Genomic DNA, 17,411 nt, shown 5'->3' with positions numbered 1-17,411 from the left:
GAAGACGGGAACCCACGACCCCACGTAGACTCATTGCCGCACCTCAGGACGAGCCACGGGAAATGACGGGACGTCAGTTTTCGTGAACTCACGGGGTTTCGCGGCCATGCGGAAGTCGGTGTCGTACAGCGCCTTCTCGTGCGGGTGCAGGAGGTGCTGGACGACGAACGACAGCCCGGCGACCTTCCACAGGCCCCGGCCGCGGGGCAGTGCTGCGATGGCCTGGGCTTCGACGCCGGTGAGGCCGAGCAGCGCCATGGACGCCTGGATCTGGTCGGGTTCCTGGCGGTAGATGATGCGGGTGCTGCAGTCGGCGAGCAGGCCCTCGGCCAGGACCCGGCCGCGCGATCCGGCGTCGCCCGCGGCGAGCAGGTCGGAGAGCCGGTGCAGGACGAGCAGGTTGGCGATGCCCAGGCCGCGGCTCAGCTTCCACTGCTGCTGCATGCGCTCCAGCAGGCCGACGTGTCGCATGATCCGCCACGCCTCGTCGTAGACCACCCAGCGCCTGCCGCCGTCGGGGTCGGCGAGGGCGGACTCCATCCAGGCGCTGGCGCAGGTCATCGCGAGGACGAGGGCGGTGTCGTCGCCGCTGCTGCCCAGGCGGGACAGGTCGATCGACAGCATCGGGGCGTCGGGGTCGAAGGCGACGGTGGAGGGGCCGTCGAACATGCCGGACAGGTCGCCGTGGACGAGCCGGCGGAAGGCGTGGGCGAGGTCGTCGACGGACCGGCCGAGCCCTGTGCCCTGGTCGCCGAGGGCGGCGTCCAGGCGCTCGGGGCGGCCCAGGGCGTGGGCGATGTCGCCCAGCAGCGGAGGCGCGGCGGCGGCGTCGGCCTCGGCGACGACCAGGTCGAGGGCGACGTCGAGGCCGGTGTGCTCCATCGGCAGCAGGTCGCGCTTGAGTACGGTGGCGGCCAGGCTCGCCAGCAGCAGCAGGCGGCGCTTGCGGATCTCGCCGAGCCAGTCCTCCTCACTCACCCCGGCGGGCCGGGCGGGCGCGTCCAGCGGGTTCAGCTTCCCCGGGAGGCCGGGGCCGAGAGCGATGGTCTGCCCGCCCAACTCCCTTGCGAGGGAGGACCATTCGCCCTTCGGGTCGGACGGGATGTAGATCTTGTAGCCGTGGGCGACGGACCGGGTGGCGATGGACTTCGCGAGCGCGGACTTGCCCATGCCGATGATCCCGCACAGGATCGCGTTCGGGTTCGTGAACCCCTCGATCCGGCCGGAGTTGTACAGGCAGAACGGGTCGAAGCAGAACGCGGCCTCGGCGTGCAGGTCGCGTCCGATGAACGTCCCCTCGGCGCCGAGGCCGGCCTCGGCGAGGAACGGGTAGGCGCCGCCGGCGACGGCGGTGGTCATGCGGTGCTTGGGCAGGCAGAGCTTGCTGCCGCGGGCGGAGGCGGGTCCGGGCCGCCCCGAGGATGGGTAGGTCGGCTGCAGCTCGGGGTCGGATCCGGTGAACTCCCGCTCCCGGGAGGGGAGCCGGATGGCGCGGGCCTTGGTGCGGGCCGCGGCGAAGCTCCTGCGGGCGGCCCGGCGCTCGGCACGGCCCGGCTTGCGCGGGACGAACAGCTGGGAGGCGGTGGCGCGGTTCCTGGTCATGGCGGGGGCTTTCGGGGTCAGTGCCGGACGAGGCCGGTGAAGGGGGAGTGCAGGCCGGCGGCGGTGGTGCGGCGGCGCACCAGCCGTGCGGCCTCCTGGTGGCGGCGGCAGACGCCCAGTTCCGGTGCGCCTTCGGGCAGTCGGGCGCGGCAGGCTTCGGCGTCGGGGACCTCGCCGCTGTCCAGCCGGGGTGCGGAGTGGTAGGCGGTGTGCAGGTGGTCGGCGGCCTGCCACAGCCGGGTGCGGGCGGCGCGCAGGTGGTCGCCCTCGACGGGCAGCAGCGGGGCAGTGCGCTCGGCGTGGGCGTCCAGCAGGGCGTGCAGGGACAGCATGTGCTCGTGCAGGCAGTCGAGTTCGCTGCGGGAGGCGACCAGCGGACCGGTGGGCAGGTTGAGCGCGCGGTGGAAGTCCACGGCGGCGGTGGCGTACGGGACGAAGTCCGCGGGGGTGGCGGCGGGGGTGGCCGGCATGGGGGGCTCCTTGAGGAGGGGCGGGCCGGCGTCAGGCGGCGAGGGCGAAGGGCAGGGCGGCGGCGGTGAACGCGGTCGCCTGCTGCCAGGTGAGCGGGCGCAGGTCCAACTGGGCGCCGACGGCGGCGGTCTCGATCACCGCGCACGCCGAGCGCAGCTGCTCCTCGGTGTCGGCGGAGACGGTCAGCAGGCCGGTCAGCGCGACGTCCGCATGCCCGGCGATGAGCTGCCGTTCGCGGTTCTGGATGTCCTGGTACTCCACCGAGTCGGCCTCGCTCGCGACCTGGCCCTTGCGGGCGCGCTCGGCGGAGTCGGCGATCACGCTTGCCTTCTTGCGCTGGACGTCGCGCATCGCGGCGTCCAGGTCCTTGGGCTCGTAGGCCAGGGAGACGGTGCGGCGCACCCCGGCGGCGAACATCACCTGGTGCAGGAACCCGGGGTTGGTCTCGGTGCGGGGCCAGTTCTCCACCCAGTAGGTGGTGTGGTGCGCGGAGTCGGTGGAGATGTGGTCGGCCTTCTCCACCACGACCACCGGGCCCGCGGCGGCGGGGTCGGCGGCCGGACGCCCGTCGGCGGACCAGCGGTCCAGCGCGGCCCGGGAGGCGGGGGCGTAGGCGGTGCGGGCGACGGCGGCGATCTCCGTAGCCGACAGCCAGCCGGTCGGGTTCAACCCCGCGGTGCGGGCGGACTGCTCGCACGCGGAGGTCAGCTGGGCGAGCACCGCGAAGGCGCCGGTGAGGCCGCCGCCGGCCTGGTTGATCAGGCGGCGGGCCCTCTTGAAGTCCAGCGCGACGGCGATGTACGACTCGTGCGGGGCTGCGGCCGGGCCCGCGCTCTCGATCAGCTCGCCGTAGAGCGCACCGGCCAGCGGGGCGTCCGGGCGGCCGTGCTCCTCCCAGTACCGGCGCAGCCCGTCACCGCTGTCCGGGACGGTCCGCTCGATCACCTGGATGCGGGCGACGTGCCCGGTGCGGGCCAGCGCCGCCAGGGTCCGGCCCCACCCGGCCACGTTGGCGGCCTGCGTGCCGGGGTCCAGCAGCGCGTACGCGCGGGAGGAGACCTTGACGATCGCGGTGAGGGTCCCGGCGTGCGGGTCGTGGACGGCGCCGTACCGGCGGTCGGGGGCGGTGACCACGCGCAGGCTGGCCGCGCCGCCGGGCAGGTGCAGCAGGCCCTCGCGCACCGGGCGCCGGGAGGGGCGGGCGAGCCAGACCAGCTGGCCTCGGAAGCGGCGCAGTGCGTACCGGACGGCGATCGGGGCCCAGTCGGCGAGGGTGTGTCCCCGGTAGCGCAGGAGGACGACGACGGCCACCGCGCCCCACAGGGGGAGCAGTTGGAGGGCGCCGACCACGCCGCGGGTGGTCAGGACGGCGAGCAGCAGCAGGCCGGTGGCGGCGACGGTGGTCAGCTGGGAGACGCTGAGGCCGAGCAGGACTCCTCGGCGGGATCGGTGCGGGAACTTTACCGACGCCGGGGCGCCGGGCTTCGGGGTAGAGGACATCGGGGTTCCAGACGAAGGTGAGCGGGAGGTGGGCGGGGGCTGGGTGCTCTTCTGGAGGCCACGGCCAAGAATCCCTTCGAGTCGGTGAGGCCGGGGGCGGGCCGAGGACTTCGGCCCGCCCCCGGGACAGTGCTCCGGTCAGGAACCGGAGGCCGGCGGCTGGTGCGGGTAGACGAACCGGACCGGATCGGGCGAGGCCGAGGGCGGTCCGGCCGGGGACGGTCCGCTGCTCGGTGTTCCTCCCGGAGTCGGCCCGGAAGCCGGAGCGGGAGCCGAGGCCGGGGCCGATACGGGAGTCGGAGTCGGCATGGAGACCGGTGCGGGAGCCGGGGCTGGAACGGGTGCGGAGGGGGCAGATGTGGACGGGCGCGTGATGGCGAGGCTGGTGCCAACCGCTCCGGCCGGGGCCGACGGTGCCTCGTCGCCGTCCGACGGTGCCGTCTCGTCGCTGCCTTCGGTGGAGGGGCTGGTGAGTAGGGCGGGGAGGCCGGGTCGGGTGACCAGGGACCGTCCGCGGTCGCCGGGGGCATTCGGGTCCTCGCCGAAGCGGAAGGAGGTGGGCTGCTGGGCGGGGCCGGCGTCGATGCCCTCCTTGCTGAAGCGCCCGGTCGGATCGATCCCGCCGGTGCTGCCGCCGCTGCTCGTGCCGGGGACCTGGCCGGGGCCCTGCGGGGCGGGGGCTCCGACGCCGGCCTGCATGGCGAGGCTTCCGGCGGTCTTCGCCGCTCCGGCCGCCACCGCCATGCCCGCGATGCCGGTGCGGTGCAGATCGTCGTGGCCGCCGCCGTCGGTCGCCCAGTGGACGAACTTGTAGACGGCGTACGGGCACAGCAGCACCAGCACCATGATCACCGTCCCGGCCATCATGTCGGACAGCGCGCCGAGCCCGTCCTTGGCATCGGACTCGCCGATCGCCGCGACGCCGGTGATGAAGACGACCGTCATCAGCAGCTTGGAGACCACCAGGGTGGCGGTGGCCTCGATCCAGCCGCGCCGCCAGCGCTTGGCGACCTCCCACCCGCCGCCCGCCCCGGCGAAGGAGGCGAGGACGACCAGGACCAGGACGCCGACCTTGCGGGCGACCATCACGCCCCAGTAGAGGAATGCGCCGACCGCGCAGCCGACCGCGACCAGCGCGGGGATCGCCCAGCCCAGCTGGAACATCGCCCCCAGCTCGGAGACCTTGATCAGGCGCCTGATCGCGTCGTCGATGCTGGTGCCCGCGGCCTTGAACAGCCCGGCGGAGACCGAGTCGACGACGGTGACGGCCACGGCGGTGAAGCTGATCGCGCCGAAGCTGAACAGCACGCCGGTCATCGTGCCCCAGGCTGCCTGGGCGAGCGCGCGCTCGTCCCGGCGCCAGGCGGCCAGCACCAGCTGCGCGCAGAACGTGCCCACGGTGAGGATCAGGCCGATGACCATGACCAGCTCGTAGTTGGCCCTGAACCAGGGGGCGTTGAGGTTGATGGCGGTGGTCTCGTCGACCGCCCGCGAGGCCAGGTCGACGGCGCTGGAGGCCAACTCGCCCATGGACTTGGCGATCCACGCGCCGATGCCGTCGGTGATGGACTTGCCCGGGTTCGACACGAAGCTGACCGCGTCGACCACGTTGCAGACCTGGCCCATCAGGGGGATGTCGCAGACACCCACGAGGGGCACCTCCTTCGTGGTGTCAGGGCGCCACGGACGGCATCACGCCGACCAGGACGCAGGGGCGGTCGGGGCGGCACTGCACGGCGAGGGTGACCGAGCGGTCCTCCGCGCCGCCCTGCGGCGAGCCGTCCCAGGCGATGGACTGCTTGCCGGAGACGGTCACCGCGTACACGTACGCCTGCGTGATCGCCCCCGGATCGGCCTGCAGCGCCCGGGTGAAGGACTCGGGGAAGTGCGCCTCGGCGGCGACCGCGGTGGCGAACTGCCCGGAGTCGGCCATCCGCCCCCACAGCAGCGGCGAAGGCACCTGCCGCTCGACCGAGTCGGCGTCCGCGTACTTCTCCTCGCCGGTCAGCCAGCGGTGCAGTGCGGCCACCAGCTCGGGCTGCGAGTACGCCCGGGTGTCGTACGACCACAGCGCCACCGCCACGGCCTTCCCGAACGCGATCGGATCGCGGGTGTCCGGCGGGACCGGCAGCGCCGCCGATCGGCCGTTCGCAGCAGGCGACGCCGGGGCGGAAGACGGAGCGGAGGGAGAACTCGACGGTGCGGCAGCGTGGTTGGACACAGTCCGGTGGTCCCGGGTGAGGTAGGAGAACAGTCCGGCCAGCGCGACGAGTGCGACCAAGACCACGGTGCCCAGCAGCGCCCGGCGGCGCACGAGGGCGCCGCCGGACATCTTGCTGCGGGCAGCAGAGGAGTTGAAGGAACGTTTCTGCACGGCTACTTGACCTGCGTTCCGAGGGTAGAGAAGAACGCGACGACGCCGTTGGCCGCGCCGAGTAGCAGGGCCGCGCCCGCGGAGACGAGGACGCCCTTCTTGCCGTTGGCCTCGGCCTGGTGGCCACCGGAGTGGTGGCCCCAGGCCCACACTCCGGCGCTCACCGCGAGCGCTCCGACCACCGCGATGATGCCGAACAGGTTGATGGAGCCCACCACCTGCTTGAGCACCGAGAGGCCGGGCAGGCCGCCCTCGTTGGGGGAGATCCCCGGGTCGTACGCGAGCTGGATGGCCTTGTCGGCGAGGTACATGGGGAACTCCAGGGGAAATCCGGGCACGCCGAAGGCGCATCGGAGGGAAGGGGGAGAGAAGAGGGAGAGGGGAAGCGCCGGTCAGACGATCCGGCGGGCCGCGAGAATCTGCGGCTGCCACTCGGCGAGGGTCGAGATTTTGACCACGTCGCCGGTGTGCGGGGCCTGCACCACGAGTCCGCCGCCGATGAACATCCCGACGTGCTCGGGCACGGCGGCCGTCCCGGTGGTGAACAGCAGATCGCCCGGCTTCAGCGCGTTGAAGGGGATGGCGGTGCCCTCGGCGACCTGCGTGTAGGTGGTCCGGGACAGGGTGACCCCGGCCGCCTTGTAGGCCATCTGCATCAGCGAGGAGCAGTCGCAGCGGCCCATCGGGTCAGCGCCGTGCGAGTCCGCGCAGCTGCCGCCCCACTGGTAGGGGGTGCCGAGCTGGCCGAGTGCCCAGCGGATCGCGGTCTGCACCTGCGGCGGGGCGTCGGCCGGGATCGTGTACCCCTCGGGCAGGGTGCCCGGCGGGATCGTCCCGAAGCCGCTGCCGTCGCCGCCCGCGGTCGAGCACCCGCCGCCGTCGGTCGGTGCGGGAGCGCCGGTCGAGGTGCTCGGCGACGGGCTCGCGCCCGGCGTCGAGGACGGCGTGCTGGCCGGACCGCTGCCGGGGTCGGCCAGCAGTGGGGCGATGGCCTGCTGGAGCGCCGTGGCCAGCGGCTCCCACTTGGCGTAGGCGTCCGGGTAGCCGCTGCGCTGCACCGCCTGCGCGGCCTGGGTGATCGTCATCGACTGCCAGCCGGAGACCTGCTGGAGGGCCTCGTAGAACTTCGTCGAGGCGTACACCGGCTGCATGATCTGCTCCGGCGAGCCCCAGCCCTGCGAGGGCCGCTGCTGGAACAACCCCAGCGAATCCCGGTCGCCGTAGTCGATGTTGCGCAGACCGCTCTCCTGCAGCGCCGTCGCCAGCGCGACGACCTGCCCGCGGACCGGGATGTGCATCGCGACGCCAGTGGTCTGGACGGTCTTGGCGTTGGGGATCTGCTCGTCCGGCTTGTCCAGCCCGGAGACGGCCGGGGCACCCAGCGGGTTGGAACCGTCCAGGATTGACTTCACCTGGGCGGCCACGGCGGCGGTGTCCACAACCTGTGGATCACCGCCCGGGGTGCAGGCGGTGGCCTGGGCGCCTCCGGCGGCGACCACCACCAGCGGCAGCGCCAGGGCCAGCGGCCCGGCCGCGAGCAGGGAGACGAGCAGACCCGCGGACTTCTTCACCGCCGCCGCAGGGCGCAAGAGGCGCCCAGGGCAGTCGGGGTGGACGGGGCGGACAGGCGGGGCGGGTGGAGGCACGGCTGTGCCAGGGCGCGCTGCATCGCAGCAACTCCTCGGGGGTGTGTAGGAGGACGCGGTGCCGGCCTCTCGTGCGAAGAAGTCGCCGGCACCGCGCCGGTAGTGAAACCGCTCTCAAGGCGGGCCCGGGTCAAGGGAGTTCGCAGCTCCCGGACGCCGGTCTCGGGTCGTGCGCGGCAGCCGGCCGCGCTCGTAATCTCAGCCTGGACACGAGGACTCCTGGAACGAGGGGGAAGAGAGGGGGAGCGGGCCCGCGAAGCACCCCGTCGGACGGGGCAACACGGACCAACACGAGCCGTCCCGGACCGAGTTGACCCTGCGGCCCGGTTGGCATGGCGAGACAGTAGACCCGAAGTCCGGCCGCACCAAACGACCCCTCACCAGGCCCGAAACCCTCCCCGGCCGCCGTTAGGCCCGGCCGCCCTTCCCGGCTACCGTCCCGGCCATCCCCCCGTCCCGCGGCGGCCACCGGGCACCGCCGGGCGGGGGCCCACCCCTGCCCCGAGAAAGACCGCCATGACCAGCAACAGCTTCACCCTCCACCGCGGCGACGCCCTCACCGTCCTGAAGACCCTCCCCGACGAGAGCGTCAACGCCGTCATCACCGACCCCCCGTACAACTCGGGCGGCCGCACCAGCTCCGAGCGCACCGGCCGCGACGCCCGCGCCAAGTACGTGACGAGTGGCTCCGCCCACGACCTCAAGACCTTCCCGGGCGAGAACCGCGACCAGCGCTCCTACCGCTCCTGGCTCACCGAACTGCTCACCGAGGCGTACCGGGCCAGCACCGAGCACGCGGTGGCCGTCGTCTTCTCGGACTGGAGGCAGGAGCCGACCACAAGCGACGCGCTGCAGATGGCCGGCTGGACGTGGCAGGGCACCATCCCGTGGATCAAGCCCGCCAGCCGCCCGCGCAAGGGCGGCTTCAAGCAGTCCGCCGAGTTCGCCCTCTGGGGCGTCAAGGGCACCCTCGACAAGACCCGGGCGATCTACCTGCCCGGCCACTTCACCGCGTCCCAGCCCCGCAAGGACCGCGTCCACATCACCCAGAAGCCGCTGGAGGTCATGCAGCAGATGGTCAAGATCTGCCCCGAGGGCGGCACTGTCCTCGACCCCTTCACCGGCTCCGGTTCTACCGGCATCGCTGCCCTGCGCGAGGGCCGCAGTTTCGTCGGCGTCGAACTCTCCCCCCACTACGCCGACATCGCCGAACAGCGGCTGCGCGCCGAACTCACCCAGGACGACTTCGTCCTCGCCGGACCGGAGGCGTGATGCTGAGAACACCCGCGGGCTCCCAGGGACGCAGACGCGCAAGGGCAGCCGGAGCTCCAAGCTCCGGCTGCCCTCGGTTTTTCCGCCCGAATCGCCATGCCGCTTCGGCGGGGACGGCGACGGTCCTGGCTCGATGCAGGGGAGCTTGCAGGACGGGGCAACGCCAGCCAGGGCCGGCTCCAGCGAGCGCGGACCGGGCATAACCTTTCCATGAGATCATACGGCGTTCATAGATGTGCTAAACGGGTCGAGATTCACCCTGTCGTGTAGTGGCATGTCCCTCTGGCAACGGTGAATGATTCATCTCGCTCAGCTGCGAAATCCCGCACGGGATCCCGCAGGCCCCCAAAGGGGCTTCCCATTGATATGACCAATGGGATTGAGGTGTCATTCGATCATGGAAGAGGGATCGCAGTGGAGATCTTCAACGGCATGGCGTCGGACACCGTCGAGGGGCGAGGCCACTGGCAGAAGGCCCAGCGCAGCAACGGGAACGGGGCCTGCGTGGAGATGCGGCGACTGGACAACGGGGAGGTCGCCGTCCGCAACAGCAGGTTTCCGGGCGGCCCCGCGCTCGTTTTCACGCCCGCGGAGATGGATGCCATGATGGACGGCGTCCGAAACGGAGAATTCGATCACCTGGCTGTTTGATCACAACCCGACCGGGGTTCACTTCTTAGCTGATTGATGTGACGACCGGGGCCCTCTCGTGCAAAACTCATCCGGTTGGTTCATCGGTTGAGGTAAGTCACCGGGGGGTCCCGTGGTCATTGGTATGTCTATTTCGGGTGGCGGGGGTGGCTCTGTCGCAGAACCCGAGCCCTGGGCGGTGCCCGCGATGGTCCTGGGCGCGCACCTGAAGGCCGAGCGCGGCCCCCGTACCCAGGCCCAAGTGGTGGCGGAGGCAGGGAAGCTGGTCAGCAAGTCGGTCTACAGCCGCCTCGAAGGGGGCGAGGTCCGGGTGGACAAGCCCCGCACCATGCCCGCGCTGCTCAAGGCCCTCGGAGTCCCGGAAGGCCCCCGCCACGACGAGCTGGTGGCGCTGGCATTCGCCGCCTCGAAGGAGGGCTGGGCCTCGAAGTTCCGCAGCGGCCACCGCGAGGCGGTGCCCGACTCGATGCTCCGGCTCACCTCGCTTGAGCAGTCGGCTACCGAGCAGTTCGTGGTGGACTGCAACACGATCCCCGGCCAGCTCCAGACCAGGGCGTACTGCAGGCTCGTCACCGCCCGCACCCTGTCCGCCAGCCTGCGCGACGCCGGGATGGAAGGCGTAGTCGCCGGCGTCCGCGACGAGCGCAGCCGCCGGTTCGCCGAGCGGCTGGTCACCGACCGGCCCACCGCCCGCTTCTTCATCGCGCAGTCCGCCCTCTACGCGCACTTCGGCCAGCCCGAGGTCCTGATCGAGCAACTGCAGGTGCTCCTGGACCTGGCCGACGCCCGAGACCTGCCGGTGGGCATCCGGGTGATCACCTCGAAGCACCCCCTCGCCGTCCCGGTGAACACCCTGGTCCGCCTCGGGTTCGCCAAGAGCAAGTACCCAGTGCCCGACGTTATCTACAACGAGGTCGGGTGGCAGGCGTTCTTCCACCGCGGCCCCCTGACAGGCATCGAGGAGGTCACCGACCCCAACTACGTCGACCTCGACGACCTCGTCGACAACGTCCTGATGCGCGCTCCCGGCTACCGGGCCAGCCGCCGACTCATCGAGGACGCCCTGCTGAGCGCCCAGCTCCGCCTGTAGCAGGTGGAGCTGGGCTGCAGGCTGGGCAGGCCGACCGCGTCAGACGACCCGCGCGAGCCCGCCGAACTCGATCCATTCATCGCTCGCCTGCCTGGCGAACTCCTGTCCGTCGGGGCGCCAGTTGGTGACATCCAGCAGGCCGGGCTCCTGGATGACGAGGCGGTCGATATCGAAGAACTCCCGGACGTCCTCCTCGGTGCGCACGCGCCCCCACCGGCCTCCGGTCTGCTGCTGCATCAGCTCGGTCACCGTGTCGCGGACGAACGCCTTCTCACTGACCAGCTGGCAGACCACCACCACGCTGCCCGGTGCGAGCAGGCGCACCGTGCGTTCGAGCATCGCCTTCGGACCGTCCTCGTCGGGGACGCAGTGCAGCACGGAGACGAACAGCGCAGCTGTCGGCTGCGTGAGGTCGATCCGGCCTTCGAGGCCCGCCACGATCGCGGCGGTGTCGGTCATGTCGGCGTTGAGGATCACCGCGTTCGGGCTCTCGTCCAGCACCGCCCGGCCGTAGCCGAGGACCATCGGGTCGTTGTCGACGTAGACGACCCTCGCGTCCTGGTGAACCGTTCCGGCAACCTCGTGGACGTTCTGCTGGGTGGGTAGTCCCGAGCCGTGGTCGATGAACTGTTTGATCTTGTACTGCTCGGCGATGTACCGCACCACCCGGACCAGGAAGCTGCGGTTGTTGAGTGCCAGCTCCCTTGTGCTCGGCGCGGTCTTGAGCAGTTCCTCGACCGCCTTGCGGTCGGAGGGGTAGTTGCGGTTCCCGCCGAGCAGGTAGTCGTACATTCGTGCCGCGCTTGGTCTGCCCCTGTCAATGGGAGGCTGCCAGTCGGCTTCGTCCTGGTCCATCCGCTACCCCCTGCGTTAGACGAACTTGCGTGCCAACGAGCAATTATGACGGGACGTCATACTACGCCGGGGTGGGAGAGGCCGAAACTCACACGTCCTGGTGAAGGTGGCGAAGGCATGGCGAATAGCCTGGCGAACCGGGGGCGTATGTCTGGTTCGCCAGGCTATCGGGTGCTATCGGCAGGCCTCAGGAGCCTCCAGTGGGGTGGTTGCCGAACCGCCAGCGGTGGGCGGCCTTCAGTTGGGCGTGCACGGCGGGCTCCTCCAGTCCCATCAGTGCCGCGGCGGCCGCCAATTCCAGGCCGAGGGACTCGTGCAGGAGCGCGGCGTCGGCTGCCCGCTCGGGCATGCTGCGGTGAAGGCCGTCCGGCGGGGAGGTCGGCGCGTTCTTGCGGGCCACGGTCACGGCCTCGCACAGGGCCTGCCACGTGAATGCTGCCGGGTCGTCGCGAAGCGCCCACGCCCAGTCAGCTTCCGTCTGGCGTAGGACGAGTTCGACGACCTGCTCGGCAAGCCCGACGTCACCCAGGCGGGCAAAGGCATACAGTTCATAGTAAAGATGGTGAAGTTCGACAAAAGCGGTGTAGCCGACAGGGGTTATGGACACCGGGGCTCCGTTCGGCGTCGACATCGGGGGGCGCGTGACCGCGGGCGCGGAGCGCGTGGGCGGAGGCGAGGGCGCGCAGGAAGACTGCGTTCAACGGCCGCCCCGGGCCCCTGCTGGCGCCCGGGCCGGCTCATCCGCTTGATTCAGAACCGGCGGGCCCGGATCCACTCGATGTCGGTGCTGCGGCACATCCTCAGTACGCCGAGGATCAGCGCCGCGCGCGCCCATTCGGTCTCGGCGGGCGACAGGAGTGCCCATGCGAGCACCAACGGCGCGAGAATGGCGTGCAGTTGCACCGCCCCGCGCCAGGCGCGCACTTCGCGCAATCCCGCGAAGGGGCCCTCACCCCTGCTAACGTGGGCGAACACCTCGGGCAGAGCCCGTCCAAAAGCGGGTCGGTCATACATGGGTGGCATACCTCCGTGGCTGGCCCGAACCGCCCCGTCCCGGTGGTGATGACACCGGGCGGGGCAACCCCACAGCGGGGTAAGGCCGTTGCACAGAAAAATACCGCCTGCACCGGGCTGCCAGGGCTCTCGAAGGCCCAGCGCAATCCCCCGTCTGTATCGGACATCCCGGGCCTGGTCGAACGGTCAGGCTCGATCGGAAACGATCACAGAGAGGCACCCGGCCGGACATACCGTCCGTATGCATTCGAGTGGCAGCGGGGCCGATCGCCCCTGGCCGGACCGCGGTGCGCAAGCCCCGCCGACTGACCGCTCACGGTCGCAGGCGACCAAGGAAGCAATCTCGCCACCGCGACGCCCTTGGAGCCGGTGCCTTGCCGCTCATGTCTCCTGGACCGCCCGCTCGATCAGCACCGCCGCCTTCGCCAGGTCGGCCGGCGAGGCGATCCGCACCTCCAGGTCACCGGTGCCCAGGTGGCCGATCCTGCGCATGTCGCGCGTGAAGCCCTCCTCCAGCACCACCGTGTCCGGGTCCAGCGGCAGGTACACCAGCAGCGCCCGATGCGAAGCGGACGGGCGGAAGACCACCGACGCCACGTTCCGCAGCCGCCGGTAGGCCACGTAGTGCTTGAGCGGGACGACCTCCACCTCGCCCGACGCAGTCAGCACCTCGTCCAGCTCGCCATACAGCGCCCGCAGGCACTCCGGCACCTCCACCGAAGCCGGCACCACAGCCGCCTCGACGGCCTCCGCCGCCGCGGGCGCGCTGCGCTTGTGCCCGGCCGGCGAGCCGGTCGGGGCGACGACCGGCTCGACCAGCTGCAGGCTCAGCAGGCCGCCGTCGAAGACCCGGTAGCGCACCAGTTCGATCGGCCACTGCCGACCGAAGTCGCCGACCGTCACCCGGTCGTGCCACGAGTACCCGGCCGCCACGCACACCGCCCGCGGCGAACGCCAGTCGATCGAGGCTACGGCCGCCTCGCCCAGCTTCTCCCGCACCAGCGCCTCGAACTCCAGCCGACTGCTCTTCAACCAGGTCAGATACGACAGCGCCTGCAGCACGACCCCGCTGTCGCTGCCCTTCTTGAACTCGACCACCACCGGCACGCCGTTCTCGTCCAGCCCCAGCGAGTCCACCCGCCCACGGTGCCACGGCCCCGTCGGATACTCCGACGCCAGGAACCGGATACCCAGCATCCGCTCCATCCCGGCCTCCACCCGCCGCTGCAGCTCCACCTCCAGCGCCACCGTCGAGCCCCGAAGCTCCACGTCCCGGCCGTCCGCCCCGAGCCGGAACACCTTCAAGTCGCTCACCCAGCGCCCCCTTCGTATGAGCGTGCGAAGAGGCCAATCGAAAACGGCAGCCCCGTATTCCGGATCTGATGGGCCGACGGTTGGCTGCTGGTCGGATGCACTGGCTTGGGGCACCAGCGGGCGGATCCACACGTTGGTCCCTTTGACGCCTTTGTGACTACGGAGGCTCCTAGGGCGGTTGGGGAGGACGGCGAAAGTGGCGGCGAAGGTAGGCGGACAGCTTCGGTTCCAGACCGTAGCCGCGGACGGGCGAAGGTCGTCCTCATGGACGGTGATCGCCAACCCCGGGACCTCGGACGTTTATATTGCCGCGCGCGCCATCAAGGGGCGGATCAAGGTGAGCCTCCACGAGTCGGGCGAGTGGCGACATGCCTTCCTTAGCGACGCAGCTGCGTCGGGGTTCCTGGCACCTGGTGCAGATCGAGCCTTCGACAAGTTCGAACCCTCGGGTGAACCCATGGCACCAGGCTGGACGCTCGGGTACACGATCGTCATGCCCGAGTCTGAGCTGCAGCCATACCCAACCGAGGCGAAGAAGATCACACTGCTCCCGGCGGCTGGGCCCGGCCGCGGTGTTGCCGTCATGGTGCTGCTCGGGGAGGCGGCCGCTTCTCCCGTGAAGTGGGACGCGGCGCTGACCGAGATCGGCCGGATCCTGCTCGCGAACGGCGGGCAGGTCTTGCTGCTGGCGCAACCAGTGGTGGTGCCGGAATCTTGGGCGCCGGCCATGGAACAGGCGCGCGCCGAGGCGAAGGCGCAGGCGGAGGCCAACGAGGTAGACCTTGCGGAGACCCTGCCGGTGGTGGCCCTGATCATGGCAGGGGAAGACGGGAGGCGCCTCACTGTGGAGCTCTCGGCCTGGCCCTACGTGAGCGGTTCCGTGTAACGCTAGGGCCTGTAGGGCGAGGCTCGGCGCTGCTTGTAGGTAACCCACAGCCCAGCAGTTCGTCCGTCTGGCCCTGAGGGAGGCTGTCTCTGGTGGACAGCCGGTGGACGGACGCCTTTGGACGGCGCACCATGGAGTGGCACGGGTTGACCTGCCCCACATGCTCTGATCAGGTGAAACGTCACGAGAAGGCACGGGGCGGCACCACGCAACATGAACCCTGATGGTCTCGTAATGCGTAGGTCGAGAGTGGCCCTGAGCACTGACGGAACAGGGCAGTGGGCAGAGTCAGATGCAGTTGGGTGGTGACCATGGTCATGGAGCACCCCGCGAGCGCGGGGCCGAGCTCGGCGTCCCGGCCGCACCGGCCGAGCCCAGGGAGCAACCCCCGCGAGCGCGGGGCCGAGACGGTCAACTGCCGCTGGGTGGCCTCGCAGGTGGAGCAACCCCCGCGAGCGCGGGGCCGAGATGACCGTGCCGGGCCAGTACGCGGTGCCCGGGGAGCAACCCCCGCGAGCGCGGGGCCGAGCGAATCCCCTGTCGCGGACGGGCCCCGGGGCCGGAGCAACCCCCGCGAGCGCGGGGCCGAGCCCGACACACCACGGCATCGGCGGAGAGGCTTGGAGCAACCCCCGCGAGCGCGGGGCCGAGGGTGGCGGCCGGGGCGGTGCTGCCGGTGAGGAGGAGCAACCCCCGCGAGCGCGGGGCCGAGATCCGCTGCTGCCACCGGCGGGCGGTCTCGCTGGAGCAACCCCCGCGAGCGCGGGGCCGAGGTGATGCGCTCCCGCTCTCCCGGATGGGGACGGAGCAACTCCCGCGAGCGCGGGGCCGAGGTGGTTGCTGGCTGTCGGTGGAGCGTGGCAAAGGAGCAACCCCCGCGAGCGCGGGGCCGAGTCCTTCAACCACTCCGTGAAGCCGCGCACCTGGGAGCAACCCCCGCGAGGGCGGGGCCGAGAACTGGAACAGCGTGCCGACCGCGCGGCCCGGGGAGCAACCCCCGCGAGGGCGGGGCCGAGGACAGTCTCAGGCCATTTCCCCAGGTAGCGGCGGAGCAACCCCCGCGAGCGCGGGGCCGAGACGTGTGCGGAGCGGGGAGTTTCGGTAAGTCACGAGCAACCCCCGCGAGCGCGGGGCCGAGTCGGGGCCGGAGGCGATGGCGACCACGTCGCCGGAGCAACCCCCGCGAGCGCGGGGCCGAGTCAGAAACGCCTCTGCCGATGCTTCCCGGCATCGAGCAACCCCCGCGAGCGCGGGGCCGAGCGCCGGAGCAGAAGCACAAGGCGGAGATGGGCGGAGCAACCCCCGCGAGCGCGGGGCCGAGGCCTCGGTGGACGTGGTCGACTCGCTCACGGTGGAGCAACCCCCGCGAGCGCGGGGCCGAGACGGGGTCCGCTCCGCAGGGCAGATCCGGCCTCGAGCAACCCCCGCGAGCGCGGGGCCGAGCCGGTGTCCCCGATCCACAGCGGGGACGTCGAGGAGTAACCCCCGCGAGCGCGGGGCCGAGCGAGCCGCCGAGCGCCCTGGTGTCAGTGTGCTGGAGCAACCCCCGCGAGCGCGGGGCCGAGCGTACGGCACCGGCTCGAAGGTCGTGCTGACCGGAGCAACCCCCGCGAGCGCGGGGCCGAGTTCCGGTAGGCGGCCGCGCCGGGGCCGACCATGGAGCAACCCCCGCGAGCGCGGGGCCGAGTAGACGGTCAGCGGGTTCAGGCCGGCCACCGAGGAGCAACCCCCGCGAGCGCGGGGCCGAGCAGCAGCCGCACCTCGGCGACGTCCGCGGCGAGGAGCAACCCCCGCGAGCGCGGGGCCGAGCTCATGACACAACTGACCGCACGTCAGTATCGTGAGCAACCCCCGCGAGCGCGGGGCCGAGACGAGGACGCGGTATGGGGATTCGGGGGCACAGGAGCAACCCCCGCGAGCGCGGGGCCGAGAACTGGACTGGGCCGCGCGTGCCTGAGAACGGGGAGCAACCCCCGCGAGCGCGGGGCCGAGTTGGTGAGCTTCGCCGGGGTGCGGGAGGACTTCGAGCAACCCCCGCGAGCGCGGGGCCGAGGCCGGGTCGAGGGAGGCCACCGCCTCCCAGGCGGAGCAACCCCCGCGAGCGCGGGGCCGAGGCGATGGTGACGGTGTGCGGGGCGGCGTCCGCGGAGCAACCTCCGCGAGCGCGGGGCCGAGCGATCGGGGGCGGGGCGGCCAGGGGGAACAGCGGAGCAACCCCCGCGAGCGCGGGGCCGAGCTCAGCTGAGCGGGTGTGGTCTGTTCCATGCGGGAGCAACCCCCGCGAGCGCGGGGCCGAGCGGGCCCCCGGAGCACCGCCCGGCTCCGCAGTGGAGCAACCCCCGCGAGCGCGGGGCCGAGGGGCTGCGGTGCGGGCTGCTCGACGACGGCCGGGAGCAACCCCCGCGAGCGCGGGGCCGAGGAGGACCGGCTCTACCTCAACTCCGGGGGCAGGGAGCAACCCCCGCGAGCGCGGGGCCGAGATGGCGTAGGTGATCGACACGGACCCGTCGCCGGAGCAACCCCCGCGAGCGCGGGGCCGAGCCACATGATCGAAGCCGCCAGATGTCCGGAAGGGAGCAACCCCCGCGAGCGCGGGGCCGAGATGCAAGCACCTCTGCTTGCATCCGTTCTGGCAGATGACGGCGGCCATGACATCCTCCCCGTGGGCGGCCATATAGCGCCCCACTGATGGCCACGGGTTTCCCCGCGTATGGCCAGATATCTCCCCGCTCGCCC

At 71.6% G+C, this 17,411-nt stretch carries 15 protein-coding genes and 1 CRISPR repeat array; of the genes, 4 read left to right on the top strand and 11 right to left on the bottom strand.

Features of this window, described 5'->3' with window-relative positions; genetic code table 11:
• Positions 1 to 30 precede the first annotated feature (30 nt).
• The 7 genes from OO57_RS34700 to OO57_RS34670 form a co-directional block, all read right to left on the bottom strand.
• On the bottom strand, positions 31 to 1,602 hold the full coding sequence (locus tag OO57_RS34700) for an ATP-binding protein (RefSeq protein ID WP_033256771.1): 1,572 nt from the start codon (positions 1,600 to 1,602) through the stop codon (positions 31 to 33).
• Between the two features lie 17 nt (positions 1,603 to 1,619).
• Positions 1,620 to 2,072, bottom strand: a complete 453-nt coding sequence (locus OO57_RS34695; RefSeq protein WP_033256770.1) for a DUF6238 family protein — start codon at positions 2,070 to 2,072, stop codon at positions 1,620 to 1,622.
• A 31-nt stretch (positions 2,073 to 2,103) separates the two neighbouring features.
• Positions 2,104 to 3,573, bottom strand: coding sequence for an SCO6880 family protein (locus tag OO57_RS34690; RefSeq protein WP_033256769.1), 1,470 nt, complete (start codon positions 3,571 to 3,573; stop codon positions 2,104 to 2,106).
• 138 nt (positions 3,574 to 3,711) lie between these two features.
• Positions 3,712 to 5,223, bottom strand: coding sequence for an SCO6881 family protein (locus tag OO57_RS34685; protein WP_033256768.1), 1,512 nt, complete (start codon positions 5,221 to 5,223; stop codon positions 3,712 to 3,714).
• Between the two features lie 22 nt (positions 5,224 to 5,245).
• The gene (locus tag OO57_RS34680) at positions 5,246 to 5,905 is read right to left on the bottom strand and encodes a hypothetical protein (RefSeq protein ID WP_033256767.1); all 660 of its coding nucleotides are present in this window, start codon (positions 5,903 to 5,905) and stop codon (positions 5,246 to 5,248) included.
• Between the two features lie 44 nt (positions 5,906 to 5,949).
• A complete protein-coding gene (locus OO57_RS34675) occupies positions 5,950 to 6,258 on the bottom strand; it encodes a DUF6112 family protein (RefSeq protein ID WP_033256766.1) in 309 nt (102 codons plus the stop codon).
• An 81-nt stretch (positions 6,259 to 6,339) separates the two neighbouring features.
• Positions 6,340 to 7,518 (bottom strand): C40 family peptidase, encoded by a 1,179-nt coding sequence (locus OO57_RS34670; protein WP_033256765.1) that lies wholly within the window; start codon positions 7,516 to 7,518, stop codon positions 6,340 to 6,342.
• Between the two features lie 591 nt (positions 7,519 to 8,109).
• Between OO57_RS34670 and OO57_RS34665 the strand changes: the two genes are divergently transcribed.
• From OO57_RS34665 to OO57_RS34655, 3 genes are all read left to right on the top strand, one after another.
• A complete protein-coding gene (locus tag OO57_RS34665; RefSeq protein WP_033256764.1) occupies positions 8,110 to 8,865 on the top strand; it encodes a DNA-methyltransferase in 756 nt (251 codons plus the stop codon).
• Positions 8,866 to 9,231: 366 nt separating this feature from the next.
• A complete protein-coding gene (locus OO57_RS34660; RefSeq protein WP_051778637.1) occupies positions 9,232 to 9,516 on the top strand; it encodes a DUF397 domain-containing protein in 285 nt (94 codons plus the stop codon).
• 187 nt (positions 9,517 to 9,703) lie between these two features.
• Positions 9,704 to 10,606, top strand: coding sequence for a Scr1 family TA system antitoxin-like transcriptional regulator (locus tag OO57_RS34655; protein WP_033256763.1), 903 nt, complete (start codon positions 9,704 to 9,706; stop codon positions 10,604 to 10,606).
• A 39-nt stretch (positions 10,607 to 10,645) separates the two neighbouring features.
• Here the strand turns inward: OO57_RS34655 and OO57_RS34650 are convergent, their stop codons facing one another.
• From OO57_RS34650 to OO57_RS34635, 4 genes are all read right to left on the bottom strand, one after another.
• Positions 10,646 to 11,461 (bottom strand): SAM-dependent methyltransferase, encoded by an 816-nt coding sequence (locus tag OO57_RS34650; RefSeq protein ID WP_033256762.1) that lies wholly within the window; start codon positions 11,459 to 11,461, stop codon positions 10,646 to 10,648.
• A gap of 187 nt (positions 11,462 to 11,648) precedes the next feature.
• On the bottom strand, positions 11,649 to 12,092 hold the full coding sequence (locus OO57_RS34645; RefSeq protein ID WP_158715330.1) for a hypothetical protein: 444 nt from the start codon (positions 12,090 to 12,092) through the stop codon (positions 11,649 to 11,651).
• A 119-nt stretch (positions 12,093 to 12,211) separates the two neighbouring features.
• Positions 12,212 to 12,475, bottom strand: a complete 264-nt coding sequence (locus OO57_RS34640; protein ID WP_033256760.1) for a hypothetical protein — start codon at positions 12,473 to 12,475, stop codon at positions 12,212 to 12,214.
• 381 nt (positions 12,476 to 12,856) lie between these two features.
• The gene (locus OO57_RS34635; protein ID WP_033256759.1) at positions 12,857 to 13,789 is read right to left on the bottom strand and encodes a DUF5655 domain-containing protein; all 933 of its coding nucleotides are present in this window, start codon (positions 13,787 to 13,789) and stop codon (positions 12,857 to 12,859) included.
• A 271-nt stretch (positions 13,790 to 14,060) separates the two neighbouring features.
• On the opposite strand from OO57_RS34635, the gene OO57_RS34630 reads away from it, so the two are divergent.
• Positions 14,061 to 14,675, top strand: a complete 615-nt coding sequence (locus tag OO57_RS34630) for a hypothetical protein (protein WP_158715329.1) — start codon at positions 14,061 to 14,063, stop codon at positions 14,673 to 14,675.
• A 378-nt stretch (positions 14,676 to 15,053) separates the two neighbouring features.
• Positions 15,054 to 17,277: a CRISPR direct-repeat array (repeat unit 29 nt; unit sequence GGAGCAACCCCCGCGAGCGCGGGGCCGAG).
• Positions 17,278 to 17,411: the final 134 nt, after the last annotated feature.

The sequence above is a fragment of the Kitasatospora phosalacinea genome (genome assembly GCF_000717185.1).
Classification (GTDB): Bacteria; Actinomycetota; Actinomycetes; order Streptomycetales; family Streptomycetaceae; genus Kitasatospora; species Kitasatospora phosalacinea_A.
Note: the sequence above shows the minus strand (reverse complement) of the source record. Positions and strands in the feature narration are given on the sequence as shown.